Source organism: Sinomicrobium soli, assembly GCF_003285545.1.
Taxonomy (GTDB): domain Bacteria; phylum Bacteroidota; class Bacteroidia; order Flavobacteriales; family Flavobacteriaceae; genus Sinomicrobium.
The window spans coordinates 39,660-62,331 of sequence record NZ_QLNV01000022.1 but is presented as its reverse complement, the minus strand read 5'-3'; the positions used below and the strand labels follow the sequence as shown (position 1 = coordinate 62,331).

Genomic DNA, 22,672 nt, shown 5'->3' with positions numbered 1-22,672 from the left:
CTGTCCGGCCCGAAAGAATCTCAACAGCATAACGGAGCAAAAGAGATTCCTCCTATCGTCGGAATGACAACAATGTCATTCAGAGACCTAACGTTTGGGCAACCGCATAAATGAAGATGACGTTTTTGTCTTCATAGATCAAATGTGATAAACCCACACATAACTCCTCCCTTCAGACGAAGGGAGGTGGCTCATCTTCGATGAGACGGAGGGTTTTGAAAGCCCGGATCATAAGGATAATCCCAAACCTTTGGGAATATACGCCAAAGTTCAGGCCGTTCAAAACTCCCCGGCCAGCATAGCTGCCCACCCCTGCCGGCCAGGCAGGGAATCTCAACCCCAGACCAAAGGAACTTCAACAGCATAACCGAAGAACCGGAGATTCCTCCCCGACCGAAAAGGCCGGGACAGGCTCTATCGTCGGAATGACAAACCAAGAGTTAAAAGACCAGCTAAAATCCCTAAGATTTCATATTGTAAAAATACGTCTCAGAATCGTGCTAAAATGTTAAATCACATAAAGGATTTTCCATATTAATGGATTTTAACCCTTTTTTTATGTAACTTTTTCGGCTAATAACATAAAAAACCTAATATTCAAATCACACCCATGAAAAAAAATAAGAAATCGAAGGCGGAAGCAAGCCGTCGGAATTTTATTAAAACAAGTGCTGCAGCAGCTGCAGGCTTTATGATCGTTCCCCGTCACGTTCTCGGGGGAACAGGTTTTACAGCACCCAGTGACAAACTCGTCATCGCCGGTATAGGAGTAGGGGGCAAGGGAGAATCCGATCTTCTTAGTTTCTACGAGAGCGGCAAGGCCGAAATTGCCTATCTGTGTGATGTAGACGACCGCAGGGCGGCAAATTCGGTAAAGCGTTTCCCAAAAGCCAAATACTACAAGGATTTCCGGGAAATGCTGGAGAAGGAGCACAAGCATATCGATGCGGTTTCCGTATCCGGGCCGGATCACAACCACGCGATACACGCATTGCCTGCCATGCAGCTCGGCAAACACGTTTACGTGCAAAAGCCGTTAACCCACGATGTATACGAGGCACGGGTACTGACCGAGGCCGCAAAAAAATACAAGGTAGTCACCCAGATGGGCAACCAGGGAGCATCCGGAGACGGGGTACGTATCATGAGGGAATGGTTCGATGCCGGGCTCATCGGAGATGTTCATACCATTTATGGCTGGACCGACAGGCCCGTATGGCCGCAGGGAATTCCGTGGCCTGCACAGAAAGCGGAGATCCCCAAGGAACTGGACTGGGACCTCTGGCTGGGCACAGCGCCCTACAAAGAGTATATAGACAAACTGGTGCCGTTTAACTGGCGCGGATGGTGGGATTACGGTACGGGGGCCCTCGGCGATATGGGATGCCATATCATGGAAGCGCCTTTCAGCATACTGGGACTGCAATACGTAAAAGATGTGCAGGCCAGCGTAGGCACGGTATATGTGGACGAATTCAAACGCGGGTATTTCCCGGAAAGCTGTCCGCCATCCAGCTCTGCGGTCCTGACCTTCCCGAAAACGGATAAAACATCGGGTGATGTGAAGATCCACTGGATGGACGGAGGCATACAACCCGCACGCCCGGAAGAACTGGGGGCCAACGAAGTATTCGGCGACGGGGGCAACGGTATCCTGTTTATCGGTACAAAGGGCAAGATGATGGCCGGCACCTATGCGGAAAACCCGCGGTTATTACCTACTTCACTCACGGAACAACACCAGCTTCCCGTAAAATACGAACGTGTACCGGGAAGTGCTTCCGGGCATTATGCACAATGGGTGGAAGCCTGTATTGCCGGGTATGGCAACAAGGAGGTCAGCGCACCGTTTGAAATCTCCGGTCCCCTTACCGAAGCCCTGTTGATGGCCAATCTCGCTATCCGCGGATCAGGCCTGCGTGTTGAAAACAGGTACCCGGGAAGAAACCTCAAACTGCTCTGGGACAACGAGGCGATGAAAGTGACCAATTTCGACGACGTAAACCAGTTTGTAAAACGGCAATACCGCGCCGGATGGGAGCTCGTCAAGTAGGTTATTAGGTTATTGGGTTATTGGGTTATTAAGTTATTTAGGCAACACCTATTAACTCAATAACCCAATAACTTAGTAACTTAACAACCAAATCAGTCCTCCAAACGCATCAGCCAGGTACGCATATCGGTTTCCTTCAGGATAATGGCACGTACTTCCTCTATGGCTACGCGTTGCTGTTCCATGGTATCGCGATGGCGGATGGTCACCGTATTGTCTTCCAGGGTCTGGTGATCGACGGTAATACAGAACGGTGTTCCCGCGGCATCCTGTCTGCGGTAGCGGCGTCCAACGGCGTCCTTGTCGTCATACTGCACCATAAAATCCCATTTCAGTTCGTCAACGATCTTCCTGGCCACTTCGGGCAGGCCGTCTTTCTTTACCAGGGGCAAAACCGCCGCCTTGGCAGGGGCCAGTACCGCCGGTATCCGGAGTACGGTACGGGTAGTGCCGTTGTCCAGCTCTTCCTCCCGGAGGGAGTTCGCGAATACGGCCAGGAACATACGGTCGAGCCCGATAGAGGTCTCGATCACATAAGGCACGTAACTTTCGTTCAGTTCCGGGTCGAAATACTGCAGTTTCTTACCGGAGTATTTTTCGTGGTTCCTCAGGTCGAAATCGGTTCGGGAATGTATACCTTCCAGTTCCTTGAAACCAAAAGGGAAACGGAATTCGATATCGGTAGCCGCATCGGCGTAATGCGCGAGTTTTTCATGATCGTGAAAACGGTAATTATCAGGTCCCAGCCCCAGTGAAAGATGCCACTTCAAACGGTTTTCCTTCCAGGTCTCATACCACTCCTTCTGGGTGTTGGGCCGCACAAAGAACTGCATCTCCATCTGTTCGAATTCACGCTGCCGGAAAATAAACTGTCTCGCCACGATCTCATTCCGGAAAGCCTTACCCGTCTGGGCGATCCCGAACGGTATTTTCATTCTCCCGGTTTTCTGTACATTCAGAAAATTAACAAAGATCCCCTGTGCCGTTTCCGGGCGCAGGTACAGGTCCATGGCGCTGTCTGCAGAAGCCCCGAGCTTGGTGCCGAACATCAGGTTGAACTGCTTGACATCCGTCCAGTTTTTCGACCCGGTTTCCGGATCGGCAATTTCCAGTTCCTCTATCAACGCCTTTACGTCGGCCAGGTCTTCATGTTCCAGGGATCTCCCCAATCGCTTGAGAATGCCCTCGGCCTGTTCGCGGTATTTGACTACCCGGGCATTGGTGGCCAGAAACTGTTCCTTGTCAAACGATGCTCCGAAACGCTTTTGTGCCTTGGCTACTTCCTTTTCAATCTTGCCTTCTATTTTAGCCACATAATCCTCCACCAGTACATCTGCCCGGTAGCGTTTTTTGGAATCCTTGTTGTCGATCAGCGGATCGTTAAAAGCATCTACGTGTCCCGAGGCCTTCCAGGTGGTGGGATGCATGAATATGGAAGCATCGATACCCACAATATTCCCGTGTATCTGAACCATGGCCTTCCACCAGTATTCACGGATGTTCTTTTTTAATTCTACCCCGTTCTGGGCGTAATCATATACTGCACTGAGCCCGTCATATATTTCGCTGGAAGGAAAGATATAACCGTATTCCTTCGCATGGGCTATTACTTTCTTGAAATGTTCGTCTTGATTTGCCATGACGCAAAAATAGGATTTTTAAGGGCGAAAGATAAGATATTGCCCGGTAAAAAAGGGGTTTTCCCCGTTATTTTTGTTACAGGTGAAAAGTTCTGCAGGGCACGGTCATATCCGTTGGCAAGAGTATTTTAATATGAAGTCTTTTTCTTTCTTTTATACAAGATTATACTTATATTGTATCAATATTTAAGTTCGTGAGATTTACAACCGTCTTTTCCGACATATTCAACCTGCTTTTCCCTTTAAGCTGCCCGGGATGTACTTCGCATCTTTCTGCCGGAGAACAGGTGCTGTGCACCTCCTGCCGGCACTGCATTCCCGAAACCACCTATCACCTGCAGGAGGAGAACCCCGTAGTACGGCTGTTTTACGGACGTGTAAGAATAGCCTTTGCCACCTCTTTTCTCCTCTTCCGCAAAGAGGGGATCACACAACAGCTCATCCACCATCTCAAATACAGGAACCGTCCCGACATAGGGCTGTTCTTAGGCAAATGGTACGGGCACCTGCTCAGGGAAAGCCCTTTTCTCCATACGGTAGACCTTGTCGTCCCGGTACCACTGCACCCTAAAAAATATCGCAGGAGGGGCTACAACCAGGTATCTGCCTTCGCCCGGTGCCTGGCCGACGCACTGCATGCACGGTATTGCGACACCCTTCTCGTAAAAAAGGACAATCCGCGTGCGCAGGCATTCCGGGGAAAGGCCGACCGCTGGGAAGAAACGGAAAACCTGTTCGGCATCAGGCCAGGCCAGGACATCGGGAACTGCCATATCCTGCTTGTCGATGATGTGGTAACTACCGGGGCCACCCTCGAGCACTGTGTGCTGGCCTTTCAAAAGTCCGGGAATGTTAAAGTAAGCATTGCCACCATGGCCTTTACGATATAATTATTAAAAATAATCGTTACTTTGTCAGCGATAAACAACGATCTCCGGATGAGACAAAAACTGATAAATACGGGGCTGTTCCTTTTTATATTCCTCACCCTGCTCAACTGCGCCAAAAGAGGGTCTCCTACCGGGGGTGAAAAGGACATGACCCCTCCTACCATGATTTCGGCAGAGCCCGACACTTCCAGTATTCATTTCAAAGCCAAAAGGATCCGCATTTACTTCGACGAATACATCAAGCTGAAGGACATGCAGAAGCAGCTTATCGTATCGCCCCCGATGAAAACCACTCCCGAGATCATGCCGCAGGGAACGGCAAGCAAGTATATCGACATCAAAATAAATGATACCCTGAAGGAGAATACCACCTATGTGCTGAACTTCGGACAAAGTATTGTGGACAACAATGAAGAGAATCCGTATTCGTTTTTCAAATACGTCTTTTCTACCGGCGACTATGTAGATTCGCTTAAAGTAAAAGGGTATATCACCGATGCCATACAGAAGAAAACGGATGATTTTGTTTCCGTACTGCTCTATGAAGTAGACACCACCTATACCGATTCCATTGTTTACAAACAGCTGCCCACCTATATCACCAATACCCTCGACAGCACCACGACCTTCGAGATCACCAATATCAAGGCCGGCAAATACCTGCTGATAGGCCTGAAAGATCATTCGTCGACCAATACCTACGTTCCCAAAACGGACAAGATCGCCTTTATCAGTGATTTCATCGAGGTTCCCACAGATTCGGTATACCGGCTTAACCTGTTTGAGGACAGGTCCTACTACCGTGCTGCCCGGCCCGTACTGGCCGCCAAGAACAGGATCATTTTCGGTTATGAAGGTACGGCAGACAGCCTCGATGTCGAACTGCTGTCGCCCCCGGCCCCGGCCGATTTTGCATACCGGCTTGTAAAAGACAAGGAGAAAGATACCATACACTACTGGTTCAAAAACCTGGAAGCCGACTCCCTGATATTCCAGGTGACAAACCCCCTGTCGATGGTCAGGGATACTTTTACCGTAAAGACAAAAGAACTGTATAACGACACCCTGGCCATTGCTCCCGGCCAGAAAGGAAGCCTGTCGTTTAAAAATCCGTTCACCATAGGCGCAAACACGCCCATCACCTCGGTTTCAGACAGCTTTATCTCCCTGCTGGACAAGGATTCTGTCGCTGTCGAATTTATCACTTCCATAGACCGGGAGGAAAACAACGCCGTTCTGAAATGGGACGTACAGCCCAATCAGAAATACCAGCTCACCCTGCTTCCCGGTGCCATAGAAGATTTTTTCGGGGAGACCAACGACACCCTGGGCTATAACCTCAGTACCCGGAGCCCGGCCGATTACGGCAACCTGAGAATGATACTCCACAATATCGAATCGTTTCCCGTTATCGTACAGCTCACCAATGAAAAGGGAGAGGTACAGGACGAAGTTTTTGCCGACGAAGCACAGCCCCATTACGATTTCGATTACCTCGACCCGGGCAAATACCTGCTTCGCGTTATCTACGACGACAACGGCAACCGCCGGTGGGACACCGGGGATTACCTCGAAAAGAGACAACCCGAAAGGGTAAGGCACTTCCCCGGAGAGCTGGACATCAAGGCCAACTGGGAGATCGAGCAGGACTTCAATATAAAACCGCCTTCACCGCCACCCCCTAAGCTGATACCGAAAGACAGTATTCCGGGAGACAGCATCCCGGAAAGGGAGTAGGGTTATACATTTAAAGCAAAATCATCCCTGTCGTCCAGGAAACGGTATTTATCGCGGCAGGATATGATATGTTCTCTATCCAGTACGCTGTAGAGTGTTTCGTCATGTTCCGAGAATACCGAAAGGTTTCCCAGCGCGTCGTATACCGCCGAGTGCCCGGGATACCGGTGCCCGTTATGGTCTTCCCCGACGCGGTTTACCCCTATACAATAACTCAGGTTCTCAATAGCCCTGGCCCGTAGCAGGGTATCCCATGCCCCTATCCTGGGCAGGGGCCAGTTGGCCACATAAAGGATCATATCGTAAGCCGTGGTATTCCTCGACCACACCGGGAAACGCAGGTCGTAACAGATCATCAGGCATATTTTCCAGCCCCGGTATCTGACCACAAGCTGTCTGTCCCCGGTACCGTAAACCTTCTCCTCACCGGCCAGGGTAAAGGCGTGCCGTTTGTCGTAATACTCCACCTTTCCTTCCGGATGTACAAACAAAAGCCGGTTGTAATACTTGTTGTTGTCAGCGATAACCACACTTCCGGTTATTGCAGCATCTTTTTCCGCGGCCCATTTCCGCATCCATTCCAGGGTATTCCCCTCCATGGTCTCCGCCACCCCCTCCGGGCTCATGGTAAATCCCGACGTAAACATCTCCGGAAGGACCACGAGACCGGTATCTGTTTCCAGCGCTTTTATACGGGTTTCGAGAAGCTTCCTGTTAGCCTCCGGGTTTTCCCATTCCAGGGTGGTCTGTATCAGTGCAACCTTCATGATCCGTTATTTTTCCACTAAGTTATGCTTTTTTATGGTTTTCCTATCGCTCTCCCAGGCCGCTCACATCGTCCTGCGGATACATGTCCCATTCGCTTTCGTCATATCCCGGGTTCGGAGCGGCCACCCCGGTTTTTCTCCTGAAAGTCGTGTCTGCTCCCCAGTTATGGTCTCCAGCAACCCCCACACGGTCAATGACCCTGCCGTTCCTTATCAGCACCACCTGGTCATTCCCGTTAAAGCTCATCGGCGTCCCGGCGGCTCCCGCAATCTCCCCGGAATATATCAGGGCACGGGTATGGGCATACACTCTTGTTTCCCCCGGACCGATCTCTCCCGCAAGCGGCAGCATATAGCTTTCGCCGAAATCGCCATCCCCGTTATTGTCCCTGCCCAGGGCATACCACCTCAGCGCCACGGAATGAGGTGCGGGGTTGTATATTTCGACATACTTGTTATACGACGACCCTTCCACATATTCGGTAAGCATCAGATCAGTGCCCTCCATACAATCCTCCCGTTCTGCCTTAAAGTCAATATCCGCGGTATCGCGAAGTACAAGAAAGGGTTGTCCGTCTTTAAACGATACTACTGCGGTAACATCCCCTTTTCCGGAGGGCAGGGATTCTCCTGAAAAAACCGCTTCCTCCGGGGTGTATACTCCTGCATAGTCCACACAATCGGTAAGCAGGCTGATACCGGAATAGGCATGTTCGTCATGGTCGAACTGTACATGTCGCAACCGTACCAGGGTGCTTTCATAAGAAGACAGGTCATCCGAAACCGACAGGTCCGCAGGCGTTACGGCATCGCCTTCTGCCACGGATATAATCCTTTCCGCCGCAATTCCGGTAATGCTCATGCCTTCTCCCTTTACTTCCAGATCCGCCCCGGACAGATCGAGCACCACCCGGTCGTTCCGGTCCAGGGAATGTGTTCCTTCAAAGACACAGCGTATTCCCCCGGTTTCGTCCTGTACCACTGCCACCGTACCGGGCGTAGTCCCGGAATTCCGGTCCGATATCACCGTGGCATTTACCCGTATTCCCTCCGGAAGAGGCGTTTTCTCACCACTGTAGAGTTGTCTCACAAAACGCAGCGAAGCCGTTTCTTCCTCCCCGCATTCCTCCAATACCATTCCCCCGCAGCGTTGACTGTTGAGCTGTACATCACTGGTATCCCTCACCACAAGCTGGTATTTTCCGGCATATTTTTCCAGCACTCCCGTAACGGTCCCGCTACCGCGGGGAAGCATGACCTCCTGAAAATCCGCATATCCGCTGTTGCGGAGTATTATGGTATTCCCACTGCAATCCTGCAGCATTCGTTCGGTAACACTCTCTCCCCGCACGGCATAAGAGGTACACAGGTCTTTAACCGCAACTTCCAGGCTGTCGAGCTGTACCAGGGTGCCGATCATCACATCGCTTAGCTGTTCCGGGCCTGCTTTCACGGGGGAGATCTTCGCGGGCAGGTCGCAACCGGTAAAAAGATGGAACTTTACCTGCGATGCCGGAAGCCTGCCTACGCTCAGGTTTCCTCCTGCATTGGCGTACACACCTCCTACCGCATAACTTCCCCGGCTTTTCCCCAGGTACATCCCCTGCAGGTTCAGCACGACCTTCTGTCCTACAGGGAATAGCAGGTGGGCATCCCTTATATCCAAGTCTACCCTCAGGCCCTCCCGGGGCGATTCCGGGGTGTCCTGCAGGTAGAGGTTCCCGTAAAAATTCCCGGCCCGGTCATCGGAAACCACGTATCCCTCCGCGACAAGGGGTTCCGTAATCCGCATCACGGCCTCTCCGTACAATTCCTTTAACCCCGAAAATGTGATATTGACTTCCGGGCCTTCCCCCTCACAATCCGCTTCGGGAGCATCGTATTTACCGGCAATACACCCCCATAGAAAAAGGGTTGGAAGGAGGATAAGGTATCTGTGGTTTCTCATTGGTTATTAGTTATTAGTTATTTAGTTTGTAGTTGTTAGTCAACGAAATACGGAAGCGCCGGAGATTCCTCCTATCGTCGGAATGAACAAGATCAATGTCATTCTGATCGAAGCGCAGCGGAACGAACGATAGGTTATTCAGGCAGCACTCAATAACTCAATAACCCAATAACTGAGTAACTGAATAACCCTAATAACTCAGCACCAGATTTAAAAAATAGGTACGTCCGTGCCCGTACCAGTATTTATTTCCGAATGACGGGTTTCCGCTTTTACGGTCGGCTTCCATCTGCCCGAAGTTTCCGTTCCTGCTCTGCTCATAGCCCCCGGTGGGGTATACCCGGTCGAACACATTGTTGACGCTGACAAATACCCCGATGTACTTTCCCTTGATAAGCCACGATTTTCCCCCGGTAAGGTTGAGCAGGTATACCGGTTCCAGTCTTTCCTGCCTGAGCATGGCCCCGACCCGTTCGGGGGTGGCATCCGGGAAAGGGCTGCCGGTTTCGGGGTCGAGAAAAAAACTCTGTGTCCGCGTAATTGCGGACACATCGACAAAACTGTCGGCCAGGTAGTTTGCCGTCATCCCCGCCCACCAGTAGTCCGGATCGCGGTATTCGATACCGATGCTAACAGCCTGTTGCGGACCGGTAGACAAACGGTATCCCTTAAGGTCTGCCATACCGAGATCGAGAAATCCGTCGGGATTAATCAGGTCTTCTTCCCTCCCGGCCGTATCAAAGTTTATGGCCGTCCGGGGGTTGCGGGAGTATGTGAATTTTCCGAGGGCTCCCACAGCGGTAAGCTTAACCTCGGGGGAAAGTTCATAAGACACGCCCAGCTCTCCCCCGGTATATCGTTTGCCGATACCGGTGAGCGCCTGCTGTACAAAATCACTGCCTACCCCGGCATCTACATAGAAAAAACTGACTCCGGCAGCATGGTCAATCTCCGTAAAATACCCGGTCAGTTTCGCTTTAAGCCCCGGCAGGCGCAGCAGGTATGAAACATCTGCCGTCCATACGGTTTCCGTGCCTATATGGTCTACAGTACGGTTATTTTCCCTCGGGTTTACAAATACGTTCTGCAATACCGGCGCCCTCAGTATATACCCTCCCTGCAACCGCAGAATATGCCTGTCGGTAAACCGGTAGCCCGTTCCGCCCTTGATCCCATAGCCTGAAAAGCGCAATGCTTCTCCCTTCCCTTCGGAATTTTCGGGGAAACGCCCGTTCCTGTACAACCCGTTTCTGCGGTAGGAGGTATGCTCCGCACTCCCGGACAAAAAGGCATCCCATTTTCTCCCCTCGGCCTGAAACTGTACGAACCCCCGGTATTGTGAGGCATCGATGATATAATCATAACTGAACCTTTCTCCCTGCCGTTTTTCCAAAGGGCCCTCCATATCGTTAAGCGTCTCCGTAAAAGGGTCTTTATCCACGTGAAAACCGGCCCCGAGCAAATCCCTGATCTCCGCGTAATTATGTGAATTCACGCTACGGGCGGAGCCTCCCGCATCCATCCTGAGCCAGGGGGCAATGCGATAGCTGCCCGCCAGGTTAAAGGCAAGGGTACGGTCGTCAGTATGGTCGGCATACAGCATATAGGCCGCCTGCCCGTTCAGTCCGGGATTGCGGTTGATGCGGTATAGCGAGGCCCAGTCCAGCTGGGGCGATCTCAGGAAACTTTCCCGGGCGAGAAGTGCATTGTCAAAGTTGGCCCCGGAAGGGCTGTTGATATAAAATCCGGGGAGATAGCGGTAATAGACCGGGTCGGGATTAGGCGCATTGAAATACCCCAGGCGGTCACGGGCATAACTGCCCGACTGCCACATGGCCCCCGCATGAAGTTCGAGCCGTTCCCCTTCATGGTCATAAGACAACAGGACCAGCGGTTCGGAAATACGCCGTTCCCTGGAATTCCGGATTTTGCCGTCCTGTGTGCCCCAATACGGGTTATACCGGGCACCTGCAAGCTCACGGACCTCTTCGGTCAGTGCTGCAGAGCCGCCCCTGCGGTTGGGGGTCCACATCCCCGTAAACTGAATGCTGTTCCGGGGGTTCCAGCGGTATTCCACCGCTCCGAAAAGCGACCAGGCATCGTACAGGGTACCGTCTGTATAAGCCTCTACGGCCCACCGGCGGGAGGCCGACAGGGAAAATGCCAGGCCGCTGCCCCGCACTCCCGAATTATAGGTAGCCATCAGCCGGTTGTTATAGAACCTGTCGGAAGCCGAGGCGGATAAGCGGAATCCCGGGCGGAGGGCAGAAGGCCGGATACGGATATCGGTACTGCCCAGTATCCCGCCGAAATGACGGGATGAAGGCGACAAGCCAAAAGAGAATTCCCGGTTTCGCAGCACATCGTTCAGCCCGCCCCAGTTGTTCCATTGCGGGCGCCCGTTGAACAGCTTGTTTACGGGAATACCGTTGAGCATGACCACTCCTTCGGCGGCATCGTATCCCCTCACCTTAAAAAAAGCCTGCCCGAGATCAAAGGCTGCACGCTGCAGGTAGATATCCCCGGACGCCTGCAATATCCCCGGGGCCACCTCCGCCCCGCTTTCGTCGTCTTCCAGTTCGGAAGCCGTGATCATCCCGGCGCCTTCAGCCATTTCCTCCGCTATGTCAGACCTCAGGAATACTATTCCCAGGTCGGGGCCGGGTTCTTCTTCCCCGGGTGGTTCTACAGGGTATGCGGCTTCCAGGTAACCGTCGGCCCCTATGTACAATACGATCTCTTCCCGCCTCGGGACCAACAGTATAAAAGAGCCGTCTTCCCCGCTCAGCACTCCGACCGCTCCCCCGTTCCCGGTACGGATATATGCTCCCGCAACAGGCAGGTGTGACCGGGAATCCGCAACCTTGCCCCTGATACGGACGGGAGACTGGCCACATGCGGAATACCAGGTGACGCAGCACAGCAGGAGGAATATCTGTTTCATTTCGGACAGTTTTATTTCCATGATTTAAGAAAAGAAGCTAATTTCTTACTCAAATATAAGAAAAAACTTTATTTAATATTAAGCTATTTTTTATGTATATTGATAGGCAGATAAAAAACAAGACATTCCAAACCGTTTAAAAAGCCACCATGAAAGCACCTGTTTACCCGGTCATCCTCATCATTAGCTGTCTCTTCCACACCTTCCTTTTACCCGGGCAGGAATACTATCATATCCGCACCATAGCATTTTACAATACCGAAAACCTGTTCGACACCATCCGGAGTTCGGTATGGGATGAAGACCGGACCCCGAACGGATCGTACCGGTGGACTTCGGAACGCTATTCCGATAAAATATCAAAGCTGGCCAGGGTCATTTCCGGGATCGGGAAGGAGGTCACCGCTACCGCTCCGGATATCGTGGGACTGGCGGAAGTGGAAAATGCGGAAGTGCTGCGGCACCTGGTTTCCCACCCCTTGCTGCGGCCTTACGACTACGGCATCATACATTTCGACAGCCCGGACCGCAGGGGGATAGACGTTGCCCTCCTGTACAAGAAAAAGGTATTCACCCCCATACACGCCTCCGGTATTCCCCTGAAGCTTTACGATGAAGAAGGGAACAGGAATTATACCCGCGACCAGTTACTGGTAAGCGGTATCCTGGAAGAAGACCTGCTGTATTTTATCGTAAACCACTGGCCTTCGCGTTACGGCGGGGAAAAACGCAGTCGTCCGCACCGTATGGAAGCTGCCAGGCTGAACCTGCACATTATGGATTCGGTACGGTCTCTACTCCCCGAAGCCAGGATCATCAGCATGGGCGACCTCAATGACGATCCTTCCGACCCCAGCCTGAAAAAAGTACTGAAAACCCGGGGCAAAAAAGAGGCCGCCACTGCGGGCAGCCTCTATAATCCCATGGAAGAACTGGCCGGAAAAGGCATGGGGACACTGGGTCACGGGGACCAATGGCATCTGTTTGACCAGATATTTTTTACTGCTTCACTGCTGGACACTTCGACCACTTCCTACCGCTACTGGAAAGCAGGTATCTACAACAAACCCTTCCTGATCACCCCTTCGGGAAAATACCGGGGATACCCGCTCAGGAGCTATGCCTTCGGGGCGTATTCCGGGGGGTACAGCGATCATTTTCCGGTATACCTGTACCTGGTCAGGAAAACGGACCTTTCTTCATCGGCCGCGGCTTCCCCCTAATGGGAATGTTCTGTTTCGCCTTTCTTCATTTCGGCAAGCAGGTAATAGGCCCCGGCCGTGACCACTTCCCGGTATTCCGGAACCGGTCCGGAAATCTTTACCTCTACCCAGCCATCCGACGATTTTCCGGTAATTACTTCGGTCCTCACAAACGCCCACCGGTCCTCTTCCCTGTCGGCAGCGTGATGCTTTTCATGATTGTCCTTATGAGCCGTTTCACGGTCTTCCCGCTCCGTTTTCAGAAAAATATACGATCGCCCTTCGTCCCGCACTATGGCCGATTCCGGTAATCCTCTCGCAGTAAGGTTTTCTACGGCAACATTCCCTTCTACATACATCCCGGGCACATAATCCTCTTTATCTCCTTCCAGGCTTACATGCATACGTACCGCACGGATATCGCTTTCATAATTCTTCCCGATATCGGTAACCTCCCCCTTCACCGGGTTTTTGTTGTCGTTGGCTATAAACATGGTTACCTGTTGTCCTTCCTTTATTTTGCCGAGATCCTTTTCATATACCAATAGATCGGCGTGGATATTCTCCTTGTTTATAACATGAAAAAGCGGGTTTCCCGCGGCAATGCGCTGCCCCAGGGTTACCCCTATGTCACTGACATACCCGTTGACCGGGGAGACGACAGGCAGGGCCTGATAAGTCTTTCCGCCGATAACGGCATCCGGATCTGTTTTCAGCAGCCGCATTTTGGCCCTTGCGCTCTGCAACCTAGATGCCACCGAGGTATAGTCGGCCGTAATGCGCTGAAAGTTCTTCCCTGAGGCCACCTTGTTCTCATAGAGTTTCTTCTGCCTTCCGTATTCCTGTTTCAGGTAATCATATTCGCTCTGCAATTCCCGCAAACCGGACTGCAAGTCTATAAATGCCGGGTCCTCGATGTAGGCCATGACCTGTCCTTTCCTGACCTTTTCCCCGGGTTTTACCAGCACCCGGCTTATATTTCCTTCCATGAAAGATCCTACCGAAGCCTCGTCCTCCGGGTAAAGCTCAAGTTCACCGGTAACCCGGATAATCCCATCCAGGTTAATTTCCGTAAAATCTCCCACCTTCAGGCCCACGGCTTCCCGTTGCCGTTTTGTAAGAGACACCCTGTTTTTGTCTGTATCGGCATGGCCCTGGTCCCGCCTCCCGGATTCGACCTGTCCTTTTTCTCCTTCCGGATACCTGTTTTCGTCACGGCCGCCACAGGCGGCCAGGGACAGGGCCGTGATGATGTATATAATGATCTGTATTGTTTTCATGTTTTTTTATTTTATATGGTGTGTGCTGTATGGGCTGTATGGTTTTTATGGTATGTGGAGACGCAAAATTTTGCGTCTCTACGGGGGTATCGTTTTACGGTACCATACTGCCGGGGTCCAGAAGATACTTCAGGCGGATTACCGTGATATGGTATTCCAGCAACTTTTCGAGATAAGCATGCTGCACTTCCCTCGCATTATTAAGGTTCTGGATAAACGACACATAATCGATCTCGCCTTCGCGGTAACTGAGGTTGGCCGCAGCTATCTGCTCCAAGGCCAGCGGAAGCAGTTTGTCGCGGTAGAGCACCACGGTGGCCCGCAACCGCTCATAGTCGTTTTTCAGGATGGCTGTGCGTGTACGGAGCCCGGTTTCCTGCTCTGCCGTTTGTGCCCGGGCCATTTCCACCTGTACTTTCGCTGCTTTTACCCGGGCCCCTTTACTCCAGAAGAACAGGGGCACCGAAAGCCCAACATTCCAGGAATAAAAACCATTATTCCCACCTGTTTCCTGCCAGCCGTACGAGGCGTTAAGTTTAGGGAGAAAGCCGGCCTTTTCTGTTCTCAGCAAAGCCTGCCGGGTCCCGGTCTGTTTCCGGGCCAGTTGCAGTACCGGGTGTACGGTTGTTCCGTCATCGTCCTCCTTCGCCACAAACTCTTCCCCCGGCAATATGGCATGTGTAGCTTCCACTTCGAAAGGAATCTCCAGGAGCAACCACCTGTTAAGTTCGTTCAGGCTCTTCCTGTAATTGTTCTCCGCCTCGATTTTCCGTGCAGCTATGGCCCCGTACTGCCCTTCAGCGGCAAGGAGTTCCAGCCTGCTGGTCGCTTCGGTTTCATACCTGAGTTTCGCTGCTTCGAGAAACCCGGAATAAATACTGTCCATCTGAACGGCCAGCCGCTGTCTTTCCCCGGCATTGACCGCCTCGCAATATGCCCTGCACACTTCGGCGGCCAGGTCGAGCCTGGCTGTGCGCAAGCGTTCCTCCTCTTCGGCAATCCGCGCCCTGTTCAGGGACGACCTGGCGATACTCCCGAAGATATCGATATCACTCTGCCCGAGGGTCAGGGTATTGCGTACCCTGTCATCACCGCCGAACTCCTCTCCCCCGGTGCTCACCGAGGTCAGTCCGGGATCAAAGGCCGTGGCCCGGAGCGCCTTCTGCTCTTCAACGGCCAGCCTGGCCTTTTTCATCCCGGGATAATTTTCCAGTGCCATCTCTACAGCCTGGTCTGCATCAATGATTACCGGAGATTGCTGTGCACGCACCCCTTCCGGCAGTAACAGCAAAAACAGCAGCCCCATACCGGCAATGATCGTATTGCGGTGAGTTCCCATATCGTTATTGTTGTTTTTTCGTGTTTCCATAAAATAATACAGTACCGGAACCAGGATAAGCGTGAGCAGGGTTGCCGTCACCAGCCCCCCGATGACCACGGTAGCCAGCGGACGCTGTACTTCGGCCCCCGCCGAAGCAGACATTGCCATCGGGAAAAACCCGAGCACATCGGTCAGCGCAGTCAGTATAATGGGCCGCAGCCGTTCTTTGGTTCCCGTAAATATCCGCTCCCTTACATCGGCAATACCTTCCTCTTTCAGGCTGTTGAAACGGCTTATAAGTACCAGTCCGTTGAGCACGGCCACCCCGAAGAGCACGATAAAGCCAACACCCGCAGAGATACTGAACGGCATTCCCCGTATCCACAATGACAATATCCCTCCTATGGCTGCCAGGGGTACGGCCATAAAGATCATTACCGTTTGTGTGACGGACTTCAGGGCGAAGTACAGCAGTATAAAGATCAGGGCAAGGGCTATAGGCACCACTACCGCAAGCCTGTCTCTGGCCCGTTGCAGGTTTTCGAAGGCCCCGCCGTATTTCAGGTAATACCCCGGCGGAAGATCGAGCCCGGCTTCCAGTTTTTCCTGAATTTCCTCCACCAGGCCCTGTACATCCCTGCCCCGGACGTTCACCCCTACCGATACCCTCCTCGAGGTATTGTCGCGGCTGATCTGCATGGGCCCCGGTTTATACCCGATCTCCGCCACCTCCCCCAGCGGGACCTGCCTGCCGTCCGGCAGGTCTACGAACAGGTCGTGCAGGTTTTCTATCCCCTTCCTGAATTTTTCACCGAAACGGAGCACCAGGTCAAACCGTCTTTCCCCTTCAAAGACCACCCCGGCCGTCCGGCCTGCAAAAGCCGTACTCACATAGGTATTAAGTTTATCCACCGTAAGCCCGTATTTCGCCATTTTCCGGCGGTCATACGTCACCGTCATCTGCGGCAGTCCGGCGGTAGCTTCGGGATTTACATCGCCAACCCCGTCTATGCCCCGTATGATCTGCGCCATCTGCTGCGCCTTTTCGGAGAGCACCTCCAGGTCGTCACCATACAGTTTTACCGCTATGTCTTCGCGTACCCCGGTAAGAAGTTCGTTAAACCGCAGTTCCACGGGCTGGGTAAACACCGTATTAATGCCCGGTATCACCGCTATGGAATCCTTGATCCTTTCGATAAGTTCTTCCTTGTTCCCTGCGGAGGTCCACAGTGAGCGGTCTTTTTCCAGGACCACGATACAGTCGGCGATATCCATGGGCATGGGATCGGTCGGGATATCGGCCACCCCGATACGCGAGACCATGGTCCTGACCTCCGGAAAAGCGGTCACGATCTTTTCCACCCTGGTGGTGGTCGAAATGCTTTCGGACAATGAACTTCCCGGTCGCAGCAACACCTGCATAGCCATATCCCCTTCGTCGAGTTTCGGGAGGAACTCTCCCCCCATGCTGCTGAATACCAGCAGGGACCCCCCCAAGAGCAATACGGAGATCCCCGCCACCGCATACCGGGCCCTGAGTGAAGCTGACAATACCGGGAGGTACCCCCGCTGGCAGGCAAGGATCACTTTATCCCCGAAGTTCTTAATCCCTTTTTCAAAGCGGGCTACAAGGGTATTTTCCTTGCCTGGCCGGAGGAACAGGGCCGACATGGCCGGCACATAGGTAAGACACAGTACGATAGCCCCTATCATCGCAAAACCGAAGGTATATGCCATGGGCCGGAACATTTTCCCTTCCACACCGGTGAGGAACAGTATAGGTGTAAAAACGATCAGGATGATCAGCTGTCCGAAGAATGCGGAATTCATCATCCGGCTTCCGGACCCGACCGCAATATCATCCATATCCTTCCGGCTCAGGCTTCCGTTGCGCCCCCTGAGCCTTTGATCCACAAAATGGACCGTCCCTTCAACGATAATCACCGCCCCGTCCACAATAATCCCGAAATCGATGGCCCCCAGTGACATGAGGTTTGCCCATACGCCGGAGATTTTCATCAGGATAAGAGCCACAAAAAGGGAAAGCGGGATCACAGATGCCACCAGCAGGCCCCCGCGCAGGCTTCCCAGCAGGAGCACCAGCACAAAAATAACGATCAGTGCTCCCTCCACCAGGTTTTTGGTCACCGTACCGGTAGTGCGCTGTATCAGGTCGCTCCGGTCTATAAACGGAGCAATACTGATGCCTTCGGGGAGTGACTTTTCGATGTCCCTCATCCGTTCCTTTACTGCGCCTACTACTTTATTTGAGTTCTCCCCCTTCAACAGAAGTACCATACCGCCAACGGCCTCTCCCTTGCCGTCGTGCGTCACCGCACCGTAGCGTACCTGGTTACCGAAGCGCACCGCCCCGGCTACCGAGCCGATCAGCACCGGCTGTCCGCCGACTGTTTTTATCACGGTATTCCGGATATCGTCAAGCGAGGTGATCAATCCTTCTCCCCGTATAAAATTGGCCATGTGGTTTTTTTCTATATACGCCCCCCCGGTATTTCCGTTGTTCCGCTGCAGGGCATCATAAACCTCATGAATGGAAACCCCTGCGCTTTTAAGCCGTGACGGGCTTAAGCTCACTTCATACTGTTTTATCCTTCCTCCGAAAGAATTGACTTCCACCACTCCGGGCAGCAGGGCCATCTGCCGCTTCACGATCCAGTCCTGTATGCTCCGGAGTTCGGTAACAGAATACCGGTTTTCAAATGCTTCGTCTACCTTGAGGGTATACTGGTATATTTCACCCAGGCCCGTAGTAACAGGCCCCATTTCCGGGGCACCGAAACCATCCGGGATATTTTCCCTGACTTCAGCCAGTTTTTCACTCACCAGCTGACGCGGGAGGTAGGTACCCATACCATCGCCGAACACCACGGTGACCACCGAGAGCCCGAAACGGGATACCGAACGTATCTCCTCCACGCCCGGGAGGTTAGACACGGCCAGTTCTACCGTATAGGTCACAAACTGTTCGATATCTTCAGTGCCCAGGTTAGGGGCCACGGTAATGATCTGTATCTGGTTGTTGGTAATGTCGGGCGTCGAATCGATATTGATGGTTTTAACCGCATACCATCCTCCGCCGATAAGGCCTGTGACCATAAGGAGCACAATAAACTTGTTCCTGACGGAAAAGCCTATGATCTTATCAATCATAAAAATATAATTAGGTTTAACAATAAGTCAGGGCACCCGCTTTTCTGCAGATGCCGGGAAAACAGATGTTAAACCGTACGCGGAGGTTGTAATAAGGAGGGATAATATCCTTTGGGAGAAAGGGTATAGTGTGAAAAATTGTCTGTAAACACTTCTGCAGCATACAGTCCGGGAAATACCGGCAGTTCTTCTACCGACACCACAATACCACAGCAGGCGCAGACGCAAAGGGGAGAACATTCCAGGTGGCCGGCAGCACTGCCCGCATCGCAATGCGCCTCGGTCAGTACCGTGGCATGACTATCGGGCTCCGCCCGGTCTGCACAGGGCATCACGGCCAGGGCGAGAAGATAAAGACTCAGTATTACGGTCAGTGTTTTTTGCATTGCCTGCTTTTTCCGGTGATAAAGATACGGTTTTCAAATATAAACTCATCCGGGCATCTCTTTTAATCGGCCGAAAAAGACAGGCCCTTCACCCGTTTTTTTCTTATCTTTGTGTAAAAGAGTGAAATATGGTAACGGTTCGTATAAAAGAAAACAGCAAACAGGCCAGGGCCTTTATCGAGCTCATAAAGACCTTTTCTTTTGTAGAGTTTATCGAGAGTCCGGAAAAATCCGAAGATGCCAAAATCACCGCCTTTTACAAGAAATTTGAAAATGCGGCTGAAGAAGCCAAGGCTATTGCATCCGGAAAAAAGAAAGGGAAGCCCTTAAGCGAAGTCCTTGATGAAATTTGAATATAGCAGTACTTCAACATTTAACAAGGAGCTAAAACGCCTGTCGAAAAAATATCGTTCCTTAAAAAAGGATATTGCTCAATTATTAGAAGATATTGAAAATAATCCTGATTTAGGAACAGACCTGGGACAGGGATTCAGAAAGATCAGGTTGAAAATAACTTCCAAAGGAAAAGGTAAAAGCGGGGGAGGGAGAGTTGTAACCCACAATATCATCGTCAGTACTTCTCACCGAAAAATCGTGATGGTCATTCTGTGGGACAAGTCGGAAATAGAAAATGTAAATACCGATATCCTCAAAACACTCCTCTGAAACATTTTTGATGTTACCGGGTTTTTATTGAAAATCATAAAATTTGAAAATACACAATTATTTTCGGATATTTGTGTATTATGATCCCGATATGGCAAGGCTTATTATCATATCTGCAATACCTCATCAAACGTAACCCGGAATGAGGCAGGTTGACTTTTGTATTCTTTTATAAAGTTTAACCTTAATAACCAGCGTATGCCTTTTTATCACAAGCTGGGGAAAATCCCCCATAAGCGACATACCGCTTTCCGGAAACCGGACGGCAGCCTCTATCGCGAGCAATTGTTCGGCACCATAGGTTTCGATGGGATGTATTCCAATATATACCACGAACATCATCCCACACAGGTAAAGGAAATAAAAGGCCGCACCGATGTTGCGCCCCGGATTGCCGTAGGGAACAACATCCGGTCTTATCGTTTTCACGGGTTTAAGACGGCGCCGGAAAACGATTACCTGGAAAGCCGGAAAACCGTGCTTACCAACAGCGACTGCAGCATTATCCTGGCCGCACCGAAACGCAGTACGGAAGATTATTTCTACAAGAATGCCGATGCAGACGAGCTGATCTTTATCCACCGGGGCAGCGGTACCCTGCGCACCCACCTCGGAAACCTGGATTTCAGCTATGGCGACTATCTGCTGGTACCGCGCGGAGTCATTTACAAAATTGATTTTGACACGGAAGACAACCGCCTCTTTATCGTCGAATCGCACCGGCCGGTCTACACTCCGAAAAAATACCGGAACTGGTTCGGGCAGCTCCTGGAGCACGCTCCCTACTGCGAACGCGACATCCGTCGCCCGGAAACACTGGAGACCCATGATGAAAAGGGAGATTTCCTGATAAAGATCAAAAAGAAAAACGAGATCTTTGACGTGGTGTATGCCACTCACCCCTTCGACGTGGTGGGCTATGACGGCTTCAATTATCCCTATGCCCTCTCCATTCACGATTTCGAACCCATTACGGGACGTATCCACCAGCCGCCGCCGGTACACCAGACCTTCGAGACCGACGCTTTCGTGGTATGCAGTTTTGTGCCCCGGATGTACGATTATCATCCGGAGAGTATTCCGGCTCCCTACAATCACAGCAATATAGACAGCGACGAAGTACTGTACTATGTAGACGGCGATTTTATGAGCAGAAACGATATTGCCGCAGGACATATATCCCTGCATCCGGCGGGAATCCCCCACGGGCCGCACCCCGGTGCCGTAGAGCGCAGCATCGGCAAGAAAGAGACCGATGAGCTCGCCGTAATGGTAGATACCTTTAAGCCGCTGATGCTTACCGAAGAAGCCATGAAGATCGCAGACGATACGTATTACAGGTCGTGGTTTGAGTAATGAGATCACATTTTCAAATTAACAAATAATCAAATCAAAAAAAATGAAAACCGACAATACATCACTGAACCTTGAAAAAACGGTACCGCAGGCAGAAGATTTCCTGCCCATACTGGGGACTGATTATGTGGAACTCTATGTAGGCAATGCCAAGCAGGCGGCGCACTATTACCAATCGGCCTGGGGGTTTCAGCCGGTGGCTTATGCCGGACTGGAAACGGGGATAAAAGACCGGGTGTCTTATGTGTTGCAACAGGACAAGATACGGCTGGTGCTCACATCGCCGTTACAGTCCGGGGGCGATATCAACAGGCATATAGACGCTCATGGCGACGGGGTAAAGGTGGTGGCGCTTTGGGTAGACGACGCTACAAAAAGCTATAAAGAAACCACGGCAAGGGGCGCCGAAAGCTACCTAAGACCAAAGACCATAGAAGACAACCACGGGAAAGTGGTTCTCTCGGGGATACACACCTACGGGGAAACCGTGCATATCTTTGTGGAAAGAAAGGATTACAGGGGCGTGTTCATGCCCGGGTACAGGCCCTGGAACCCGCTTTACCGCCCGGAGGGCACCGGGCTTAAATATATAGACCATATGGTGGGCAACGTAGGCTGGAACGAGATGAACAAATGGTGTAAGTTCTACGCCAGGGTGATGGGGTTTGCCCAGCTGATCTCTTTTGATGACAACGATATCTCCACCGAATATACCGCGTTGATGAGCAAGGTAATGAGCAATGGCAACGGAAGGATCAAGTTTCCCATCAACGAACCTGCCGAAGGCCGTAAAAAGTCACAGATCGAGGAGTATATCGACTTTTACAACGGCGCCGGCGTACAGCATATCGCCGTGGCCACCGATAATATCATAAACACCGTGTCCGAACTCCGCGACAGGGGGGTGGAATTCCTGCATGTCCCCGAAACCTATTACGACACCGTACTGGACCGGGTAGGCGAGATAGACGAAGACCTGGAACCCCTTAAGGAGCTCGGCGTACTCATAGACCGGGACGATGAAGGGTACCTGCTGCAGATCTTTACCAAACCCGTACTGGACCGCCCCACGATGTTTTTCGAGATCATTCAGCGCAAGGGGGCACAGTCTTTCGGCAAAGGGAACTTCAAGGCCCTGTTCGAGGCCATAGAACGGGAGCAGGAACAGCGGGGGACACTTTGATTACGGAGGGAGTTGCAGGTTGCAGGTTACAGGTTTGTTGTTAGAGGTTGTATGTCATTCAGACCGCAGGGAAGAATCTCCACCCCGGCCCAAAGGAAATTCAAGAGCATTACGGCTCAAAAAGATTC

At 51.8% G+C, this 22,672-nt stretch carries 15 protein-coding genes; 8 read left to right on the top strand and 7 right to left on the bottom strand.

The window, feature by feature from the left end:
• The first annotated feature begins 610 nt into the window (after positions 1 to 610).
• Positions 611 to 2,053, top strand: a complete 1,443-nt coding sequence (locus DN748_RS18060) for a Gfo/Idh/MocA family oxidoreductase (protein ID WP_112373239.1) — start codon at positions 611 to 613, stop codon at positions 2,051 to 2,053.
• Positions 2,054 to 2,145: 92 nt separating this feature from the next.
• Here DN748_RS18060 and DN748_RS18055 read toward each other — a convergent pair whose 3' ends face one another.
• Positions 2,146 to 3,693 (bottom strand): glycine--tRNA ligase, encoded by a 1,548-nt coding sequence (locus DN748_RS18055; protein ID WP_112373238.1) that lies wholly within the window; start codon positions 3,691 to 3,693, stop codon positions 2,146 to 2,148.
• 194 nt (positions 3,694 to 3,887) lie between these two features.
• Between DN748_RS18055 and DN748_RS18050 the strand changes: the two genes are divergently transcribed.
• Both DN748_RS18050 and DN748_RS18045 read left to right on the top strand, forming a co-directional pair.
• A complete protein-coding gene (locus DN748_RS18050) occupies positions 3,888 to 4,583 on the top strand; it encodes a ComF family protein (RefSeq protein WP_161554604.1) in 696 nt (231 codons plus the stop codon).
• 48 nt (positions 4,584 to 4,631) lie between these two features.
• Positions 4,632 to 6,320, top strand: a complete 1,689-nt coding sequence (locus DN748_RS18045; RefSeq protein ID WP_112373236.1) for an Ig-like domain-containing domain — start codon at positions 4,632 to 4,634, stop codon at positions 6,318 to 6,320.
• A gap of 2 nt (positions 6,321 to 6,322) precedes the next feature.
• Here the strand turns inward: DN748_RS18045 and DN748_RS18040 are convergent, their stop codons facing one another.
• The 3 genes from DN748_RS18040 to DN748_RS18030 all read right to left on the bottom strand — a co-directional run bounded on the left by DN748_RS18040 (position 6,323) and on the right by DN748_RS18030 (position 11,979).
• Positions 6,323 to 7,087 (bottom strand): amidohydrolase, encoded by a 765-nt coding sequence (locus DN748_RS18040; RefSeq protein ID WP_112373235.1) that lies wholly within the window; start codon positions 7,085 to 7,087, stop codon positions 6,323 to 6,325.
• A 43-nt stretch (positions 7,088 to 7,130) separates the two neighbouring features.
• Positions 7,131 to 9,035 carry a DUF5689 domain-containing protein gene (locus tag DN748_RS18035; RefSeq protein WP_112373234.1) on the bottom strand — a complete coding sequence of 635 codons (1,905 nt, stop codon included), beginning with the start codon at positions 9,033 to 9,035 and terminating at the stop codon, positions 7,131 to 7,133.
• A gap of 190 nt (positions 9,036 to 9,225) precedes the next feature.
• On the bottom strand, positions 9,226 to 11,979 hold the full coding sequence (locus DN748_RS18030; protein ID WP_112373250.1) for a TonB-dependent receptor: 2,754 nt from the start codon (positions 11,977 to 11,979) through the stop codon (positions 9,226 to 9,228).
• Between the two features lie 149 nt (positions 11,980 to 12,128).
• On the opposite strand from DN748_RS18030, the gene DN748_RS18025 reads away from it, so the two are divergent.
• Positions 12,129 to 13,202 carry an endonuclease/exonuclease/phosphatase family protein gene (locus DN748_RS18025; RefSeq protein ID WP_112373233.1) on the top strand — a complete coding sequence of 358 codons (1,074 nt, stop codon included), beginning with the start codon at positions 12,129 to 12,131 and terminating at the stop codon, positions 13,200 to 13,202.
• Here DN748_RS18025 and DN748_RS18020 read toward each other — a convergent pair.
• The 3 genes from DN748_RS18020 to DN748_RS18010 all read right to left on the bottom strand — a co-directional run bounded on the left by DN748_RS18020 (position 13,199) and on the right by DN748_RS18010 (position 19,339).
• Positions 13,199 to 14,461 (bottom strand): efflux RND transporter periplasmic adaptor subunit, encoded by a 1,263-nt coding sequence (locus DN748_RS18020; RefSeq protein WP_112373232.1) that lies wholly within the window; start codon positions 14,459 to 14,461, stop codon positions 13,199 to 13,201. The genes DN748_RS18025 and DN748_RS18020 overlap by 4 nt on opposite strands.
• A gap of 94 nt (positions 14,462 to 14,555) precedes the next feature.
• Positions 14,556 to 18,953 (bottom strand): CusA/CzcA family heavy metal efflux RND transporter, encoded by a 4,398-nt coding sequence (locus DN748_RS18015; RefSeq protein ID WP_112373231.1) that lies wholly within the window; start codon positions 18,951 to 18,953, stop codon positions 14,556 to 14,558.
• A gap of 68 nt (positions 18,954 to 19,021) precedes the next feature.
• A complete protein-coding gene (locus DN748_RS18010) occupies positions 19,022 to 19,339 on the bottom strand; it encodes a DUF6660 family protein (RefSeq protein ID WP_112373230.1) in 318 nt (105 codons plus the stop codon).
• Positions 19,340 to 19,467: 128 nt separating this feature from the next.
• On the opposite strand from DN748_RS18010, the gene DN748_RS18005 reads away from it, so the two are divergent.
• The 4 genes from DN748_RS18005 to hppD all read left to right on the top strand — a co-directional run bounded on the left by DN748_RS18005 (position 19,468) and on the right by hppD (position 22,544).
• On the top strand, positions 19,468 to 19,692 hold the full coding sequence (locus tag DN748_RS18005; RefSeq protein ID WP_112373229.1) for a hypothetical protein: 225 nt from the start codon (positions 19,468 to 19,470) through the stop codon (positions 19,690 to 19,692).
• A complete protein-coding gene (locus DN748_RS18000; RefSeq protein ID WP_112373228.1) occupies positions 19,682 to 20,005 on the top strand; it encodes a type II toxin-antitoxin system RelE/ParE family toxin in 324 nt (107 codons plus the stop codon). The genes DN748_RS18005 and DN748_RS18000 overlap by 11 nt, the downstream gene beginning before the upstream one ends.
• Before the next feature lie 198 nt (positions 20,006 to 20,203).
• Positions 20,204 to 21,361 carry a homogentisate 1,2-dioxygenase gene (locus tag DN748_RS17995; RefSeq protein ID WP_112373249.1) on the top strand — a complete coding sequence of 386 codons (1,158 nt, stop codon included), beginning with the start codon at positions 20,204 to 20,206 and terminating at the stop codon, positions 21,359 to 21,361.
• A gap of 43 nt (positions 21,362 to 21,404) precedes the next feature.
• A complete protein-coding gene (gene hppD / locus DN748_RS17990; RefSeq protein WP_112373227.1) occupies positions 21,405 to 22,544 on the top strand; it encodes a 4-hydroxyphenylpyruvate dioxygenase in 1,140 nt (379 codons plus the stop codon).
• The last annotated feature ends 128 nt before the right edge of the window (positions 22,545 to 22,672 follow it).

What these genes read in the sequence shown, in the direction of transcription:
- DN748_RS18060 (WP_112373239.1), top strand. Translation starts at nt 611, where the DNA reads ATGAAAAAAAATAAGAAATCGAAGGCGGAAGCAAGCCGTCGGAATTTT.
- DN748_RS18055 (WP_112373238.1), bottom strand. Translation starts at nt 3,693, where the DNA reads ATGGCAAATCAAGACGAACATTTCAAGAAAGTAATAGCCCATGCGAAG.
- DN748_RS18045 (WP_112373236.1), top strand. Translation starts at nt 4,632, where the DNA reads ATGAGACAAAAACTGATAAATACGGGGCTGTTCCTTTTTATATTCCTC.
- DN748_RS18040 (WP_112373235.1), bottom strand. Translation starts at nt 7,087, where the DNA reads ATGAAGGTTGCACTGATACAGACCACCCTGGAATGGGAAAACCCGGAG.
- DN748_RS18035 (WP_112373234.1), bottom strand. Translation starts at nt 9,035, where the DNA reads ATGAGAAACCACAGATACCTTATCCTCCTTCCAACCCTTTTTCTATGG.
- DN748_RS18030 (WP_112373250.1), bottom strand. Translation starts at nt 11,979, where the DNA reads ATGAAACAGATATTCCTCCTGCTGTGCTGCGTCACCTGGTATTCCGCA.
- DN748_RS18025 (WP_112373233.1), top strand. Translation starts at nt 12,129, where the DNA reads ATGAAAGCACCTGTTTACCCGGTCATCCTCATCATTAGCTGTCTCTTC.
- DN748_RS18020 (WP_112373232.1), bottom strand. Translation starts at nt 14,461, where the DNA reads ATGAAAACAATACAGATCATTATATACATCATCACGGCCCTGTCCCTG.
- DN748_RS18015 (WP_112373231.1), bottom strand. Translation starts at nt 18,953, where the DNA reads ATGATTGATAAGATCATAGGCTTTTCCGTCAGGAACAAGTTTATTGTG.
- DN748_RS18010 (WP_112373230.1), bottom strand. Translation starts at nt 19,339, where the DNA reads ATGCAAAAAACACTGACCGTAATACTGAGTCTTTATCTTCTCGCCCTG.
- DN748_RS18005 (WP_112373229.1), top strand. Translation starts at nt 19,468, where the DNA reads ATGGTAACGGTTCGTATAAAAGAAAACAGCAAACAGGCCAGGGCCTTT.
- DN748_RS18000 (WP_112373228.1), top strand. Translation starts at nt 19,682, where the DNA reads ATGAAATTTGAATATAGCAGTACTTCAACATTTAACAAGGAGCTAAAA.
- DN748_RS17995 (WP_112373249.1), top strand. Translation starts at nt 20,204, where the DNA reads ATGCCTTTTTATCACAAGCTGGGGAAAATCCCCCATAAGCGACATACC.
- hppD (WP_112373227.1), top strand. Translation starts at nt 21,405, where the DNA reads ATGAAAACCGACAATACATCACTGAACCTTGAAAAAACGGTACCGCAG.